The following is a 17881-nucleotide window of genomic DNA, read 5'->3' on the forward strand; positions in this document are numbered from 1 at the left end:
TTCTTTACTTAAATTTAATATTTACTCCAAGTAGCTGATATCCTTCCCAAGTGTTGGAGGTACAGAATTCCCAACTATATTTTACTTTATTAACTAAGAAAGTTTCTTCTTTTCTTATTTTGGTGATGCGTCTGTTAGCAATCGTTTTACCGGTGATATATCCCACAAATAGGGCAATAGGGTAATCGGAAGCCCAGTGTACTTTACTTTGCATCATCTCGTAGCACATCAAGCCTAAGGCTGTGTAACCTACGGGCTTTATCCATTTGTAGTCGGGGTAGTTTTCGGCAATCACTGTGAGTGCTGACATTGCAGTAGTGAGGTGTCCAGAGGGCATAGCGTCATACATAGGGGTATCCTCTTGGTAAGCTTTAAAGCTGGGAGCAAACGTCCACTGACTGTGCCAACGCCCGTCGTCTGCGGTTATAAATGGACTCTCGCGCCCTGTGAGTCGCTTGATAGGTTGTACAAATGCCCCCGATACGATGATGCTTTCCAATATCTGCATAGCAGTACTTTTGGCGCGATAATCACCTGTAATAAGACCATAAGTAGCCATCCCCCCACTGATAATGATAAAAGTCGTACCATTGCCAATAAAATACATTGCTGAGTTTACATCGGCAGGAATAATCTTCAAAAAGCCTAACTTCTTATAGGTATGAGCTTCATTTAGTCCTAAATTCTCTCCCAAATTTCTACTCTCTCTAATGAGCCAAGGGTCAGCGGGTATAAGAGCTACCGTAGCACCAATAGCTGCCAATCCGTAAGGATAGTTCGGTTTAGACACCATCTCCACTGCCGATTTACCTATGTTGCGTGGTATTTTGTTGAAGATATCTACAAAACGCGGTTTTTGGTATACATAGGTTAGATTATCATTGATTTTGTATTGTTTACCTGATAAATCTGCTTCAGATGGGTGTGAGCCTTGTAAAGCGTTTGTAACGCTATCCAATAGAGATTGTGGAATAGAGTCGTTTTCCTGCGCTGTAGCAGGATATAGGGAGAAAAGGAGAAAAGATAGTAAAAAGTATTTCATCGAATGAGTTCTGTTAAAAAGCTATCGGTGTTTTTGTTGTTATAGAAGGCTTTGATTTCTTCGGCGTTTTCTTTGAGCAATTGGCGAATGAAAGCATCGTAGGTAGTTTTACGGTCTTCTAAAAAGCCGTTGAAATAGCGTTCACTTACTTCCAAACCATTGGCTTTTTCTATCTTTAAAAGACGTTCGTACAAAGGGACTATATGCTCGCTAATGAGTACTTTAGGCAAAGCTTTGCGGTGTGATACAAAAGCAGTAATCTCATCTTGCTCATTGCGTACTATTTCAAAATTAGTAATCACCCAATAATAGCGCCCGCTTTTAGAGAGGTTCTTGATGATAGCGTGGAAATTATTATGCCCTTTGAGGTTTTCCCACAGTATTTTGAAAACTACTTTGGGCATATCGGGGTGGCGGATAAGGCTATGAGGCTGGTCGTATAACTCAGCCTCAGTATAGCCTGATACTTCTTGAAATGCCTTATTGGTTTCCATTATATGTCCGTGCTTGTTGGTACGACTCATCAGGGTAGTGGTTTTATCCCACAACACTTCTTCGTCTATGGGCACGGGACGTTTGATTGTTGGAGTTTCAGTCATTTTCTTACCTCTTATCTCTTACTTCGTATCTAATTTGTGAAGCCAATTGCGCATATCCACTTCTTTGGCAATAGTGTTGCGCAATTCAGGAATGGCAATGCGCACTTGCTCCATAGTGTCGCGGTGGCGTAAGGTAACGGTGTTGTCTTCCAAAGTTTGGTGATCGACGGTTACGCAGAAAGGTGTACCTACCGCATCTTGGCGGCGATAACGGCGACCTACTGCATCTTTTTCGTCGTAAGCTACATTGAAATCGTATTTTAGCTCGTTCACGATTTGTTCGGCAACTTCTGGAAGTCCGTCTTTTTTGAGCAATGGCAATACGGCTACTTTGGTAGGTGCCAACACAAAAGGTAAACGCAATACGGTGCGAGTGTCACCTCCTTCTAAGGCTTCTTCTTGCAATGAGTTGGAGAACACTGCAAGGAACATACGGTCGAGCCCGATAGAGGTTTCGAGTACGTAAGGAGTATAGCTCTTATTTTCTTCGGGGTCGAAGTATTGCATTTTTTTGCCTGAATACTTTTCGTGGTTACCGAGGTCAAAATTAGTACGAGAGTGGATACCTTCTAATTCTTTGAAACCAAAAGGAAAACGGAACTCGATATCGCAAGCCGCATCGGCGTAGTGAGCGAGCTTTTCGTGTGGGTGGTAGCGATAGTTTTCCTCTCCCATTCCTAAGGATAGGTGCCATTTGAGGCGGGTTTCTTTCCAGTACTCATACCATTTTTGTTGGGTACCTGGTTTGATAAAGAATTGCATTTCCATTTGTTCGAACTCGCGCATACGGAAAATAAACTGACGTGCCACAATCTCGTTGCGGAAGGCTTTACCCGTTTGGGCGATACCAAAAGGAATTTTCATACGTCCGGATTTTTGCACGTTTAGGAAGTTTACGAAAATACCCTGAGCGGTTTCGGGACGTAGGTATAAATCCATAGAGGCATCGGCAGAGGCGCCTATTTTGGTACCGAACATTAGGTTGAACTGTTTTACATCTGTCCAGTTGCGAGAACCTGTTTCGGGGTCGGCAATTTCGAGTTCTTCGATAAGAGCTTTTACATCGGCGAGGTCTTCTTTCTCAAGCGATTTACCCAAGCGGTGTAATATTTCTTCGCCACGTTTTTTGTATTCTAACACACGAGGATTGGTAGTTATAAACTGCTCGCGGTCGAAAGCATCGCCGAAGCGTTTTTGAGCTTTAGCGATTTCTTTTTCAATCTTATCGTCGAGTTTGGCGACGTAATCTTCTACGAGCACATCGGCGCGGTAGCGTTTTTTAGAGTCTTTGTTATCGATAAGAGGGTCGTTGAAAGCATCGACGTGCCCAGAAGCCTTCCACGTAGTAGGGTGCATAAAGATAGCAGCATCGATACCCACAATGTTCTCGTTCATTTGCACCATTGCGCGCCACCAATATTCGCGGATATTCTTTTTTAGTTCAACGCCATTTTGCCCATAATCGTATACGGCACCGAGTCCGTCGTAGATTTCACTTGAAGGGAAAATAAAGCCATATTCTTTGGCGTGAGCAACAACTTTTTTGAATTGATCGTCTGTATTTGCCATATATTCAATTGATTTTCAGTTATAAAATATAGATTAAAGCTTGTTTGAGATTGAAAATAATTCGACAAAGATACTATTATTTTTTGGAAAAAGGAGTATATTTGCCGAAAAAAATTAGATTAATGGTTAGTGGTTAATGATTAATGGTTAGTGGTTAATGATTAATGGTTAGTGGTTAATGATTAATGGTTAATGGTTAATAGTGAAATTGGGAGAGATTATACAGAGCTTATAGGATAGATGGACAAAGAGTGGGTCTACAGTGGGTCTACAGTGGCTCTACAGTGGGTCTACAACGAACAAAAGACGAACAAAGAACGAAGAACGGAAGGAGAGAAGGTGGATTTAAGAGAAGGCTATTAACGACCTATTATCTAAAAGAATTATGATTTTATCGGATATACTTTCGGTGTTATCACCTGCTTATTGCAGAGGTTGCGGAAAATTATTGGTTACAGGTGAGCAATTTTTGTGTGTAAATTGTAGAGAAAAGTTGGAAGAAACGGACTTTCATTTGCAGGCGGAAAATTTGTTTACCCAGCGACTGACAGAAGAGTGCGAAGTGTTTGCGGCTACTGCATTATTTTACTTTAAAAAGGACAATATGGCACAACATTTGATACATCTTTTGAAGTATAAAGGAGAAGAGCAGATAGGGGAGTGGTTAGGACGATGGCTCGGTGAAAAGATAAAGAATGCGCCCCTATTTCAGCAGGCTGAGGTGGTGTTGCCTGTGCCTTTGCACAAAAGCAAAGAACGCAAACGAGGATACAACCAAGTCGCCTTGTTTGGCAGGACATTGGCTTCGGTATTACACCTTGATTATATAGATGATGTATTAGTGAAAATTGAAGCTAATACTACGCAGACCCGAAAGGTAGTGTGGCGACGTTTGAAGGAGAGTGAACATATATTTTCTCTTCAAAACACTCATAGAATAGAAGGCAAGAAGGTGCTTTTGGTAGATGATGTGGTGACCACAGGAGCTACGCTCACCAACTGTTATGAGCTACTGAAAACCGTCCCCAATGTGGAAATAGGCGTTGCTACAATGGGGTATGCGATGTTGGGATAAGAATGGAAATATATTGATAGACAGAAAATTAATAACTAAATATAAAATTGTATGAAGAACACTTTTAAATTAATTGTTGCAGCATTTGTAATGTTTGCATTTAGTACTAATGTAGGGGCTATGACCCTTAATGTAAATCAAATCGCTAAAAGCCTTATCGTAGACCAAGATGGTAACGGAGGAGTGAAAGTGAAGAAATCTTGCGATAAAGACGGCGAGAAAAAAGAGTGCAATAAAGATGGCAAAAAGAAATCTTGTTGCAAAAAAGACGGTAAGAAAGATGGCAAAAAGTCTTGCCACGAAAAAGGTGGTGAGAAAAAAGAAGTGAAAGCAGAAGAAAAACCTGTAGAATAATTTTTCACCCATTATAAAAACTTTTTTACACTGAAAAACCTTAGCATAAGTGGCTGAGGTTTTTTGGTATTAGTGTGATGTATGAAAAAACTTATTTATAGTCTGTTGAGTAGTGTAGTGCTATTATTAGTAGCTTGTGGTACTGATATATTGCCTAAGCCTAAGGGAGTATTGCGATTGGAATACCCGCAAGCATCGTATCAGAAAGTAACTGAATTGCCTAATTGTCCGTTTACTTTTGAGGTAAATACGCTATCGGAATTGAAATACAAGCCCCATTCGTGTGATGTTAATATAGAATATCCTGCGATGAAGGCTACGGTTTATCTCACTTATAAAAATGTGAATGGCAATATTCGTCAGTTGCTGAGTGATGCACAGAAGTTTACTTATGACCATACGATTAAGGCAGATAATATTGCTTCGACAGTATTTATGAACGATACGACCAAAGTGTACGGTATGTTTTACCAAGTGTATGGCAATGCGGCTTCGCAAGCACAGTTTTACGCTACCGATAGTGTGCGTCATTTTATATCAGGTTCGGTGTATTTTAGGGTAGTTCCTAATTACGATTCGGTACAACCTGCGAGTAATTATTTAGAAAAAGATGTGAGGAGGATAATGGAAAGCCTCCGTTGGAAATAAAAAACAGGGGTAAAAGTTGGCAGTTTACAAATATAGCATTACTTTTGCCCCACAAAACACTGAAAAATTATGAGTTTACAAACTAAAGTAATGGAGGCTCTCAAAGAAGCGATGAAAGCCAAGGACACAGTGGCATTAGAATCGTTGAGAGCTATTAAATCGGCTATTTTGTTAGCCAAAACAGAAGCAGGGGCTGCCGAAGAACTTTCGGAAGCTGATGAACTTAAACTGTTACAAAAATTAGTAAAACAGCGCAAGGACAGTGCGGCTTTGTACGCACAACAAGGTAGGAATGACTTAGCTGAGCCTGAATTAGCCCAAATGGCGGTGATAGAGAAGTTCTTACCGGCTCAACTCAGTGAAGCAGAAGTAGAAACTGCTCTGAGAGGGATTATTAACCAAGTGGGTGCTACTACGCCTAAGGATATGGGCAAGGTAATGGGTGTAGCCACCAAACAATTGGCAGGTAAAGCTGATGGCAAGCTCATTTCGGAGATTGTAAAGAGATTATTGTCTTAGTAATATATAGTTTAAAAGAGGCCGCATAGTTCAACTGGATAGAATATCAGATTCCGGTTCTGAAGGTTGGAGGTTCGACTCCTCTTGCGGTCACGGAAAAAAAAGCAGGTTGCTAATTAGCAACCTGCTTTTTTATATACCTTATAAATATACTTTATAAAATGAAATCGGTGTTGATGAAGTTAGAAGCGCCGGTGCGGAGGAGGTTCTCTACTATTCTGTCGTTGTAGTCGTTGTTTTGGAACGATACAAAAGTGCGGATAGAGAACGAGCGTAAGGCATCGTGTACGCTTAGGGTACCCACAGCAGAGTCTTTTCTACCAGTGAAAGGGAATACATCGGGGCCTCGCTGACACAAGCTGTTGAGGTTCACACGGCAGAGCATATTCACCAACATATCGATGAGAGGAGAGAGCTCGTGTGGGTCTTCGCCAAACAGACTGATTTGCTGTCCGTATTTAGAATCGGAAATCTCATCTATAATCTCGTTGATATTGGAGAACGGTTTTACTGGAATAAGAGGCCCAAACTGCTCTTCGTTATACACTCGCATTTCCTTGGTAACGGGATAAAGTACCGCGGGGAAAATGAAGTTATCAGTGCGCTGACCACCTTTTTTATTCTGAATAGTAGCGCCTTTGGCAAGAGCATCATCTATGAGTTCTTGTAAGAAAGCAGGTTTATCGACCTCAGGTAGGGGAGTGAGAGCTACTTTTTCGTCCCACGGATTACCAAACTTCAGCGCATCGACCTTTTCGGCAAAACGCTTGAGAAACTCATCTTTAATCTTGGCGTGTACGTAGAGGATTTTTAGAGCTGTACAACGCTGTCCGTTGAAAGACAAAGCTCCTTTCACGCATTCGTTTACTGCCAAATCAAGATTGGCGTCAGGAAGTATTACCCCAGGGTTTTTAGCTTCCAACCCAAAGACAAGGCGCAAGCGGTTTTTCTTAGGGTGCTGGTCTTGCAGTGCAATAGCTGTCTTGCTGTTGCCTATGAGTGCCAATACATCTACCTTACCACTCTCCATAATGGGTGGTGCAACGGTGCGACCGCGTCCGTAAAGAATATTGATCACCCCACGAGGGAAGGAGTTTTGGAAGGCTTCCAATAGAGGCGTGAAGAGTAATACCCCGTGTTTAGCGGGCTTAAAAATCACTGTGTTGCCCATAATAAGTGCAGGGATAATCAGTGCAAAGGTTTCATTCAGTGGGTAGTTATAAGGGCCTAAACAGAGTACAACTCCTAAGGGGCCACGACGAATGAGGGCATAGACTCCATCGCGTTGTACGAATTTAGACGACTCGTTATCGAGTTCCTTATAAGCATTGATAGTGTCGTAGATGTACTCTACGGTACGGTCAAATTCCTTATGCGAGTCGTCCAGGTTTTTGCCGATTTCCCACATCATCAGTTTTACGACCTCATCGCGTTGCTTTTCCATTTGTTTTACAAACTTGAGCATTGCGGAGATGCGGTCTTTTACTTTCATTGTAGGCCACAAACCTTTACCTTTGTTATAAGCCTCAGTAGCCGAATGAAGGGCTTCTAAAGCATCAGCTTTGCCTAACGAAGGCACGCTACCCAAGAGGGTGCGTTCATACTTTTCAGTAGAAGAAATAGTGGAATAGATATTGGTGAACTCACCTTTCCACTCACGGAGTTCGCCATCGATAAGGTAAGTGTCTTGGCGAAAGGGTTTTACTTGAAATTGTTCTGGTATATTCATAATTTTTTAATTAGCAAATTAGTAAATTAGCAAATGAGTAGGGTATGTATATTTGCTAATTATCACATTAACAAATTAGCAAATTGTCATACTCTTCCTTTGAGGGCGTTGAATACCCAAGCAATAGCAAAAAAGCCGATGCCTACTGCTCCGAATCCAAAGCCTGCTACTTCGTTGTATTTAAAGGCTCCTAAAGCGATAAGCCCTAAGCCTACTACTATCATTATGAGGGTTGCCCACCCTAATACAGCATTTTTATTCATTATTATGATTACAAGTATCGGTTATCAGTAGGCAAAAGTAGAAAATAATTAGCAAATGAACAAATTTTTAATTAATGGTTAGTGGTTAGTGGTGAAATTTTGAGAGGATTGTACAAAGCTTATAGGATAATTGAATAATGAGTGGGTCTATAGTGGGTCTATAGTGGGTCTACAGTGGGTCTACAGTGGGTCTACAGTGGGTCTACAGTGGGTCTACAGTGGGTCTACAGTGGGTCTACAGTGGGTCTACAGTGGGTCTACAGTGGGTCTACAGTGGGTCTACAGTGGGTCTACAGTGGGTCTACAGTGGGTCTACAGTGGGTCTACAGTGGGTCTACAGTGGGTCTACAGTGGGTCTACAGTGGGTCTACAGTGGGTCTACAGTGGGTCTACAGTGGGTCTACAGTGGGTCTACAGTGGGTCTACAGTGGGTCTACAGTGGGTCTACAGTGGGTCTACAGTGGGTCTACAATGAATAAAAGACAGTGTGAGTTACGCGGACAGATATAGAAAAGACAAAGGTAACCTCCTTCTTACACATACCCAGCTTTCGCTGTACACATACCCAGCTATCGCTGGCTACCTCCAAAGGGGGAATTGTAGCGATGCAAAGACGAAGAATGGACGAAAAATGGACGAAAAATGGACGAAGAAAAAGTGAAGCTAAGTTAAAGGTAAGGTAGAGATAAAAAGAGGGTTATTGGTAGTTTTTGACTTTGTAAAAGGTTGTAGTACGAAAAGCAATTAGAAACTTTGGTAAGGTGTATGGTCGGGGAAAGGGGAGAAGAATAGTGGTTTGCGATTTTGAAAGGGAGTGATGAAATGACGCTGAGATGAAGGGGAGAAGACTTTAACATTTGTTTTAAGAAAATATTAAGAATGGGTATTGATTTAGAAAAAAAGACTTTAATTTAATGAGTAAACTATTTTGGTTATAATAATTAAATAGATTTAAAAAATAACCGTATAAGATAAGCTTCTCTTTAATAAAATAGATATAAAGAAGATTATTTTTTAATCTTTGAAGATTTTTGAAGGAGAAAAATATAAAATTAGTACTTTTGATTCTGTTTGATTATCAATAATATATATTTTTGAAATAAAGAAAAAGAGAAAAAAAAGGAAAAAAGTAAAGCAAAAAATTTGCACTATGTTAAAATATTCCTAATTTTGCGCCCAAATTAATTTATTCAATAAAGTAATGAAAGTAAAAATATCAATGCTAATGTTCGTTTTTGCATTGTTTGGCGGTGCGCTAATGGCACAAACGAAAGTAACTGGTACAGTTACAGGCAGTGATGGTATGCCACTGCCAGGTGTAAGTGTTGTGATTAAAGGTACAACACGTGGTGTTTCAACTGACTTTGACGGGAAGTATGAACTACAAGCAGCTGCTAATGAAACTATTGAGTACAGCTTCTTGGGGTATAGTACTCTGCAAAGAAAAGTTACGAAAGCGAGCGGTACTCTTACTTTAGATGTGGTGTTACAAGAAGAAGCACAACAACTTGGTGAAGTAGTGGTAACCGCTTTGGGTATTAAACGCCAAGAAAAAGCCTTGAGTTATAACGTACAACAAGTGAAGTCGGAAGAACTTACCAAAGTGAAAGACGTGAACGTGGTAAATAGCCTCAACGGTAAAGTAGCGGGGGTGAATATCCAACGTAGTTCTTCTGGGGTAGGTGGTTCTACCAAAGTGGTAATGCGTGGTCTCAAATCATTGGACGGTAATAACGGTGTACTTTATGTAATTGATGGGGTGCCACTCTTCAATAAACAAAGTGATGGTGGTGGTAATAACTTCGGTCGTCCAGGTGGAGGAGAAGGTATTTCAGATATCAACCCTGAGGATATCGAAAGTATCAACGTACTTACAGGTCCTTCGGCAGCAGCTTTGTACGGTAGTGAAGCCGCTAACGGGGTAATCCTTATCAACACTAAAAAAGGTAAAGAAGGTAAAACTGAAGTAAACCTATCCAGCAGTGTAGAGTTGATGACTCCTATATTATTACCTGAATTCCAAAATACTTATGGTAGTAATGGTGATAAAAGCTGGGGAGCTAAATTAGCAACACCTTCTACTTTCGAACCTCGTAAATTCTTCAATACAGGTACAAACTTTATGAACTCTGTTACCTTCTCTACAGGGAACGCTCAAAACCAAACTTTTGTATCGGCTGCACAAACCAATGCCGAAGGTCTCATTCCTAACAACGCTTACTATCGTTACAACGTAGGGGTGCGCAATACCGCTAATTTTGCTAAAGATAAATTGCACTTAGATGTAAGTGGTAACTTTATCCGCCAAGGTAGCCGTAATATGATGGCGGGAGGTGGTTATTTCAACCCCTTAGTAGGTTTATATTTAATGCCACGCAGTATGGATTATCGCGATGTACAAGCTTATGAACGCTACAACCCTTCAAGAGGTATTTATGAAAGATATCAACCTTATTCTGATAGAGTTGACAGTTACTTCTCCGAAAACCCTTATTGGGTAGCGAATCGAGAACTCTTCTTGAACAACAAGAAACGCTATATGATGTCGGCTTCTTTGAAATACGATATCCTCGATTGGTTGAACGTTACAGGGCGTGTGCGTTTAGATAACGACTACGGTACTGCTGAAGAAAAACTATATGCCAGCACTACCAACTTCTTAATCGGTTGGAAAACTGAATGGGGGCCTAACAACAACGGTTCTTATGCTAATACCCAAACTAAAGATGAGCAAACTTATGCCGATATAATGTTTAACGTCAATAAAAACTTTGGCGAAAAATTCTCTTTAACAGCTAACGTTGGTTCAAGTTATAACGACCGTTATAGCACTGGTCTTTCAGCAAGAGGCGTGTTGTTCCGTTTGCCTAACCTCTTCTCAACAACTAACTTCGACCCCCAACGAGGAGGCTCAGGTCAGAGCTATTCTCGCGCTAAAAACGTAGCGGTATTCGCAAGTGCCGAACTCGGCTATAAAGGTATGTTATACCTCTCTGCTACAGGTCGTAACGACTGGTCTTCACAACTGGTAAACTCTGCCGAACCTTCATTCTTCTATCCTTCAGTAGGGCTTTCAGCTGTGATTTCTCAAATGGCAAAATTGCCTGAGTTTATCAACTATTTGAAAGTACGCGGTTCATATACTGAGGTAGGTTCTCCTATCAGCAAAACAGGTATTACTCCAGGTACTATTACTCACGAACTTACTGCCGACGGCTTGAAAACTAATAAGGTATATCCTTATCCAGAATTTAAAGCTGAACGCACTACTTCTTGGGAAGCTGGTTTAAATACGAAATTGTTCGGTAATAGCTTGTCAGTAGATTTGACTTTATACAAATCTAACACTTATAACCAATTCTTTGAACAACAATTGTCCGCTTCTTCTATCTACTCTTCTTTCTATTTGCAAGCAGGTAACGTTGAAAACCGCGGTATTGAGTTGTCAGTAAATTACAATAAAGAATTCCTTAACAAAGAACTCAACTGGAATTCTACTCTTACCTATTCACGCAATGTGAACGAAATAAAAGAATTAGTTCGCGGTTACCGCAATCCTTTCACAGGTGAATTATTCGATATTACCGAAGTGCGCAAAGGTAGCACTGTATTGCGCGAAGGCGGTAGTATGTCCGATGTTGTAGTAAGAGGTGTATTGCTCCGCGATGTGAACGGTGATCTTATCGAAGAAGCTTCTCAATACAAATTTGATAAAACTCAAGAAGTAAAATTAGGACGTTCTACCCCCGATTTCCAAATGGGGTGGCGCAACACCCTTTCTTATAAAGGTATCGATTTGAGCTTTTTGTTCAACGGTAGCTTTGGAGGTATCGTTTTAGCAGGTACACAACCTATGCTCGATGCTTATGGAGTATCAAAAGCTTCTGCCGATGCTCGTGATAACGATGGAGTAGTAGTGAATGGTAAAAAATACGACGCTCAAAAATACTACAATACCATTAAAGACCTTCCTGGTTATTACTCTTACGACGCTACTAACGTACGTCTCCAAGAAGTATCACTCAACTATACTATAGATGGTAAACACTTCTGGGATAAAGTGAAAAGCGTAACGATTGGTGCCATTGGTACTAACCTTTGGATGATTTACAACAAAGCTCCTTTCGACCCTCAACTTACTTATGGTGTAGGTACCTATGCTACTACTGAGTTCTTTATGACTCCAAGTGCAGCTACTTACGGTGCGAGCTTGAAAATTAAATTCTAATTCAAAAACGACAAAACAATGAAAATATTCAATAAAAATATAGCAGTTGTAGCATTATCAGGTATATTACTCGGCGCTTGTACTAAAGATTTTGCCGATGTAAATACTAATAAAACACAACCTACCGATGAGGATATTAACCGTGGTGGCTATGCCTCTGGTGGATATTTTACCGAGCTGGTACAACGCCCGATCCCTACAGGAGTAGGTGTTAACCCTGCTAACGACTATCAAGTAGTACAAAATATGAGTACTGATAACTGGGTAGGTTACTTCTCTCCAGGGCGTAATCACTGGGATAATGGTAATAACCAAACCAGTTACTATGTGTCCGACTTCCGTGCCAATGGTACTTTCTCTACACTTATTACAAAAGTGATGAACCCTTATTTTGAGATTAAAAACCGCTTGCACAATGTCCAAACTGTAAATGGTAAATTGATGTATACCCCTAAAGATTTGACAAGCCAAGCTGCTTATTCTTTAGCACAAATCGTAAAAATAATGGCTATGCATCGCGCTACCGACCTCTTTGGTCCTATCCCTTATAGCGATATGGAACCTGGTAAAATCAAAGCTAAATACGATAGCCAAGAAAAAGTTTACAAATCTTTCTTAAAAGAATTAGACGATGCAGTAACCATACTCAACCAATATGGAGCTAACAACAAAGTGTTAGAAAACTTCGACCCTGTCTACCAAGGAGATACTGCTAAATGGATACGCTTAGCCAATTCATTGATGTTGCGCTTAGCAATGCGTGTACGCTTTGCTGACCAAGCACTCGCTCAACAATATGTAATCAAAGCTACTACGAATCTTGGTGGACTTATTGAAGACGATTCTCAAGCAGGTAAGTTAGTAACCTCTAGTAAATATATTTTCGACCATTCCTTGGTAACTATGTTAGGTTATGGAGAGCTTAAAATGGGGGCGACTATCTATTCTTACCTAAAAGGATATGACGATCCTCGTATGGCTAAATACTTTACCAAAGCAACTGCCGATACTCAAACCTCCGATTTCTACGCCGTACGCTCTGGTATCGACCCTACCACCGATGTAGCTGTTTACAAAAACTTCTCAGTACCTACTGTAGTACAAACTACTCCTACCTATTGGTTGCGCGCTTCCGAAGTACAATTCTTACTCGCCGAAGCTGCTTTGATAGGATGGTATACTAACGATACTGCCGAAAATTTGTACAAAAAAGGTATTGAAGTATCTTTCGCCGAAAATGGTTTAACTGCTGCTCAAGCGCAAAGCTATTACAATAGTAGTGCTCAGCCTGCTAACTATGCCGACCCTAAAAACTCTGTTTACAACATCAGTGCAGCGAGCACTATTGATAAAAAATGGCTCACCAGCGGTAGTACTGAAGACCATTTAGAGCAAATTATCACTCAAAAATACCTCGCTAACTATCCTAATGGTTTCGAGTCTTGGAGTGAATGGCGTCGTACGGGCTACCCTCGTATGTTTACAGCCGCTTTAAACAGAACCAATGTAGGAGTGCAAAATATCCCTGCTTCTGGTAAAGATTTCGGTATGCGTCGTTTCCCATTCCCTGAAAATGAATTTAAACAAAACAGAGAAAACGTTACAGTTGCTCAAAGCCTCTTAGGTGGTACTGATAACGCTGCTACTAACGTATGGTGGGACAAAAAAACTAAATAAATTTAAAAGTAAAATACGATGAAAAAATTTGTATACACACTATTAGCCCTTACTATCGGACTTACAAGCTGTAGTAAGTGGACAGAAACAGAGTCGAATGCCGAAGATTTTGAAAGAGCGGCATTAGAGGACTTAAAGGACAAAAGAGACGCTGCTAAATGGCTCGCTGAAGCCGAACGTACTGAAGAGAACAAAAAAGCTCTTGAAGCCTATTGGGCTCAGCTCCGCGAGTACAAACAAAAAGCGTGGCTCAATACAGGTGAAGCTGGCGGTCAGGTGCCTATGGTATATTTTTGGTTTGATGGACCTACTTGGCAACCTGTAAAAGGCATTGCACGTGGCTGGTTACAAGCTGTACCCGACTCGATAGTAGCGCTTTCTATTTGGGGAGGTACTAATATGCGCCCCGAAACCCTTACTGAGTTTCACAAGAAAGATATTAAGGTTTTTCACAAAAAGGGAGGCTCTATCTTGATGTGTTGGCAAACTCCAAGTGTAGGTTTAGGCTTACCCGCTACCAAAGAAGGAGTGTCAGGTAGTCAAGACTTTCATAACAAATATCCTTATGCTGAATGCTATAACCAATGGCCAGAGATCTATGCTCGTGAGTTAGCGCGCTATATCATCGCTATGGATTTTGATGGTTATGATGTAGACTGGGAAACTTGTGGGAACCATAATCAAAATCTTACAGGAGAAGAACAGAAAAAACAGACTCCATTAATGGTAGATTGGGGTAATGAGAATAGTAATATAGCTAAATTTGTAAAAGAAATGGCTAAATACTTTGGTCCTATAGGAGCAGATCATGCTGTAAAAACTCAAGCAGAACGCGAAGCTAATCTTAAAGCGTTATTTACCGCTTCTACTTCAGGATTCCACCCTAAAGAAGCTGAATATATTAATAGTTTCAAATCTTATTTGCCAGCTAACTATCTTACCAAACGTTACTATTTCTGTGCCGATGTGCCCTGTCACGTAGCAGCAATTTTCCATAATCACTTTACTACTTATTTTGATAAACACTTTTTACAAGACTATAATGTTAATGGGGTAGGAAATCATATTGAACATTTAGGAGGTGTTTACTACAACTCTACCTCAGCTAATTATCAAGCAGGTAAATTTAATGTAATGATAGGAAAAGGGAAAGCTGTAAAAAATAAAGAAATATGGGGTTTAGGAGCATACCACGGACAAAGTGATTACGCTGTTACCAATGAAAGTGACCCTCACTTCAAAAAATATCTCCAAGATAATAATATTACTCGCAAGTATTTGCACTACGCTTGGACTCGTGAAGCGATCCGCATCGCTAATCCTCGCCCTGATTACTCAGGCTATAAAGAAATGGAACCTACAATCATTCTCCCTTAAAAAATTATTACAATGAAAAATACAATCATAAAATTAGCGAGTGTAGCCCTTTTCTTAGGGCTCACCGCTTGTCAAGAAAAGTTAGACAACGACAATAGTAACAGTCTCGGAAACCTTTCAGCGGTGTATATGAACGACAACAATGTCAATGTGAGCTTTGCCAAGTCTACTGAATCAGGTAGCACTAAGTTTGAAATCCGTATGTCTAACCTCAGAGAGCGCAATGAAACCATCACCATTGCTACTACCGATTTTTTCCCTGAATACAACGAGAAAAACACCACTAATTACAAAATGTTACCTGTCTCTGAATACGAATTGTATGAAGAAGGTAATACTGCCAATAAATCTACTAATGGTAGTTTGAACATCACTCTAAAAGCTGGACAAACAGCTGTACAAGTGGGAGTGAAAGTACGCCCTTTAAATGATGATACCTTCCCTTTAGGCATAAAATACGCTATCCCATTGCGTATCGTCTCTGCTTCTTTGCCTATTCTTTCTAATAAAGATGTGGTAATAAGCCTTAGTCGTCCGTTCAAAACTTCAGTAGCCAAAATTAAACAAGGCTATGGTTTAGGAGTGAAAGTAGCCGACAATATTCAAGGAAATGATGAATTTACCATACAAGGAATGTTCTTGTTTGAAGAATTTCACTCCTATAATAATACCAATGTAAATATGTCACTTTTCCAAGGCGAAATGTTACCTTATACCCGTATAGATGCTGGTAAAATACAGGTGAAAAACGGTGGTGGAGATAGTCCCGACGATTGGGCAGAATCTAAAGATATTGCTGTAGGAAAATGGGTACAAATTACCTTCACCTATAAAGACTCTTTCCTTAAATTGTATATCAATGGTAAACTTATTAAAACTTATCAACGCCCTAGCTTAAAAGTATCTCCTGGTATGCGTATCAATATCGAAAATACCCAAACCTCTTACTCTGCGAATCGTTATTTCCGCGAGTTTAGATTGTGGAACAGAGTTCTTACCGATGCTGAGATTGTAGATGGTTTATACTTGCCTGTTGATCCAACTAGTAAAGGTTTGGTAGCCTACTTGCCTATCACCAAAAAAGACGGTTTTAAAGATATGAGCAAGTACAATAATACCACTATCTATAGAAAAGGTACTTCTTCCTATAATACAGGAGAACAAGATGGTGATTCGTATGTAAAAGATATTGATGAAGCTACCTTTACCCCTACGGTAGAATGGAAAGAAAATGTAAAATTCCCATCTGAAATCTTAGATACAGAAGATTAGTAATAACAATGAGGCTATACTGTAAAGAAATAGCTTCTAAAAAATAAACACAATGAAAAAAATAATATTCAATAGTTTAACAGTCGCTTTCTGTTTTTCACTATTAGTATCTTGTAAAAAAGACGAGATTACTGTCGAAAAAAACGATAGCACTACTTGGGAAATTGATAAAAAAATAGAAGACAACGATATTCGTACCCAATTAGGGTATGACCCTCGTCTTAACTATATTTATCTCAGACCCACTGTTGCCGATCTGCCAATGCTCTCTTTTGGTAATGTAACTATTAATAGAAACTATACCAAAGAAGTAGAAGTAAGACTGCTTGACAAACCTTATGATAAGGATGTTCAAGTATCATTTGCTTACGATGCATCAGCTTACGACAAAGTAAAAGCTGATTATTCAGGCTTTGAATTAGGAGATGCAAACCTTGTTCAGTTGAGTGAAGCTACCAAAACCCTTAGTAAAGGTGAAACTTCTGTTACTTTTACACTTACTATTAGCAATAACTCTAATTTTAACAAAAAAGTTATTTTGCCTTATGCCTTAAAAGTAACCGATAGCGGTCTTACACTTCCTAAAGGGAAAGGTGTATTTGTACTAAAAGTCTTCCCTGAAGAAATAAAAATCACTGCTGAATCTAAAGTTGTTTCTAAACTTTTAGGCTACTACAATGGTAGTGTTTATATAGGGAATAGTGATAAGGAAGTCGCTTTCACTATAAAGAGTAGCTATGAACTCCCAACAGGACTTAAAGTAGCCTTAGTGCGCGATGATAGTGCTGTGCTAAGTGGTAGAACCCTGGCGCCTGCAGGAGTTGAAGGAACTCTCCCCGAAGATAATTTCGATGCGTTAAGTAAAAAACTTACTTTCAATCTAAATGAAGATTCTTTTACTAATAAGGGAGAATACGCATTACCTCTCAAATATGTAGTAAAAGATGCTTCAGGCAATGAACAAGAATTGAGTAATAACAAACTCTTCGTGAATTTCGACATTAAAGAGTTAGTCTCATCAAATGATAATGTAGAAGTGGGCACTCAACCATCAGGTAAAATAATAGATAGAAAAGGTATTATCGCTTCTTATTATGGAGACATATATTACTCTCCAAGATTTCTATTAGATGGAGATGAAAATACCTATTCTTATGTGAGAGATGGCGCTTATTATTACTTTACTTTTCCTAAAGTAAGACTTATAAAATCAGTAGTATTGAAACCTATATCAGGGAACCAAGTGAAAAATATATCAGCGTATGCTGGTATGACACAAGGAAGTGAGCAATATCAAGGAACTATAACTTATAACGGTAGTGGTGATATTGTAATAACCTTTAAAAAAGCTATTCCTCTTATACGTCTATCAGTAGGAAACTTTGTTAATGATGAAAACGCTTCCTCTTATTGGATGGGATTCTCTGAAATTAATTTCTACGAAGAGTAGTAAAAATTAAATAAAATGCTATTTTATTTTTAATAGAGTAGTATCTTTTATAAAAAGGAATGTTTACACAAACATTCCT

General features: G+C 39.7%; 14 protein-coding genes and 1 tRNA gene. 10 read left to right on the plus strand and 5 right to left on the minus strand.

All coding sequences use genetic code 11. From position 1 onward, the window contains the following. Positions 1-4: 4 nt before the first annotated feature. From COCH_RS06895 to COCH_RS06905, 3 genes are read right to left on the minus strand one after another with little or no spacing between them, the layout of a single operon-like run. Entirely contained in the window at positions 5-1042 is a 1038-nt protein-coding gene (locus tag COCH_RS06895) for a phosphatase PAP2 family protein (protein ID WP_015782513.1), read from the minus strand. After that, entirely contained in the window at positions 1039-1641 is a 603-nt protein-coding gene (locus COCH_RS06900) for a PAS domain-containing protein (protein ID WP_015782514.1), read from the minus strand. The genes COCH_RS06895 and COCH_RS06900 overlap by 4 nt, the downstream gene beginning before the upstream one ends. Positions 1642-1659: 18 nt before the next feature. Further along, positions 1660-3210 (minus strand): glycine--tRNA ligase, encoded by a 1551-nt coding sequence (locus COCH_RS06905; protein ID WP_015782515.1) that lies wholly within the window; start codon positions 3208-3210, stop codon positions 1660-1662. A 385-nt stretch (positions 3211-3595) separates the two neighbouring features. On the opposite strand from COCH_RS06905, the gene COCH_RS06910 reads away from it, so the two are divergent. The 5 genes from COCH_RS06910 to COCH_RS06930 all read left to right on the plus strand — a co-directional run bounded on the left by COCH_RS06910 (position 3596) and on the right by COCH_RS06930 (position 5899). After that, positions 3596-4285 (plus strand): ComF family protein, encoded by a 690-nt coding sequence (locus tag COCH_RS06910; protein WP_015782517.1) that lies wholly within the window; start codon positions 3596-3598, stop codon positions 4283-4285. Positions 4286-4336: 51 nt separating this feature from the next. Further along, positions 4337-4639 (plus strand): hypothetical protein, encoded by a 303-nt coding sequence (locus COCH_RS06915; RefSeq protein WP_002675425.1) that lies wholly within the window; start codon positions 4337-4339, stop codon positions 4637-4639. Positions 4640-4720: 81 nt separating this feature from the next. Continuing rightward, positions 4721-5287, plus strand: a complete 567-nt coding sequence (gldD, locus tag COCH_RS06920; RefSeq protein WP_002675426.1) for a gliding motility lipoprotein GldD — start codon at positions 4721-4723, stop codon at positions 5285-5287. A 69-nt stretch (positions 5288-5356) separates the two neighbouring features. Next, entirely contained in the window at positions 5357-5806 is a 450-nt protein-coding gene (locus tag COCH_RS06925) for a GatB/YqeY domain-containing protein (protein WP_015782518.1), read from the plus strand. A 19-nt stretch (positions 5807-5825) separates the two neighbouring features. Beyond that, positions 5826-5899 (plus strand) — tRNA-Arg (locus tag COCH_RS06930). Positions 5900-5960: 61 nt separating this feature from the next. On the opposite strand, the gene COCH_RS06935 is transcribed toward COCH_RS06930, so the two are convergent. Both COCH_RS06935 and COCH_RS12180 read right to left on the minus strand, forming a co-directional pair. Further along, the gene (locus tag COCH_RS06935) at positions 5961-7535 is read right to left on the minus strand and encodes an NADP-dependent glyceraldehyde-3-phosphate dehydrogenase (protein ID WP_015782519.1); all 1575 of its coding nucleotides are present in this window, start codon (positions 7533-7535) and stop codon (positions 5961-5963) included. An 86-nt stretch (positions 7536-7621) separates the two neighbouring features. Continuing rightward, positions 7622-7798 carry a CAL67264 family membrane protein gene (locus COCH_RS12180; protein WP_002675432.1) on the minus strand — a complete coding sequence of 59 codons (177 nt, stop codon included), beginning with the start codon at positions 7796-7798 and terminating at the stop codon, positions 7622-7624. 1201 nt (positions 7799-8999) lie between these two features. Here COCH_RS12180 and COCH_RS06945 point away from each other — a divergent pair. The 5 genes from COCH_RS06945 to COCH_RS06965 are packed head-to-tail and all read left to right on the plus strand — an operon-like array spanning position 9000 to position 17802. After that, positions 9000-12026 (plus strand): SusC/RagA family TonB-linked outer membrane protein, encoded by a 3027-nt coding sequence (locus tag COCH_RS06945; protein ID WP_015782520.1) that lies wholly within the window; start codon positions 9000-9002, stop codon positions 12024-12026. Between the two features lie 18 nt (positions 12027-12044). After that, positions 12045-13703, plus strand: coding sequence for a SusD/RagB family nutrient-binding outer membrane lipoprotein (locus tag COCH_RS06950; RefSeq protein ID WP_015782521.1), 1659 nt, complete (start codon positions 12045-12047; stop codon positions 13701-13703). An 18-nt stretch (positions 13704-13721) separates the two neighbouring features. Continuing rightward, positions 13722-15080: a glycoside hydrolase family 18 gene (locus COCH_RS06955; protein ID WP_015782522.1), complete on the plus strand. Its 1359-nt coding sequence runs from the start codon at positions 13722-13724 to the stop codon at positions 15078-15080. Positions 15081-15092: 12 nt separating this feature from the next. Then, complete coding sequence (locus COCH_RS06960) at positions 15093-16352, plus strand: DUF1735 and LamG domain-containing protein (protein ID WP_015782523.1); 1260 nt, start codon at positions 15093-15095, stop codon at positions 16350-16352. A gap of 52 nt (positions 16353-16404) precedes the next feature. Beyond that, a complete protein-coding gene (locus tag COCH_RS06965; protein WP_015782524.1) occupies positions 16405-17802 on the plus strand; it encodes a BT_3987 domain-containing protein in 1398 nt (465 codons plus the stop codon). Positions 17803-17881 lie beyond the last annotated feature (79 nt).

The organism is Capnocytophaga ochracea DSM 7271, assembly GCF_000023285.1.
In the GTDB taxonomy this organism is placed as follows: Bacteria; Bacteroidota; Bacteroidia; order Flavobacteriales; family Flavobacteriaceae; genus Capnocytophaga; species Capnocytophaga ochracea.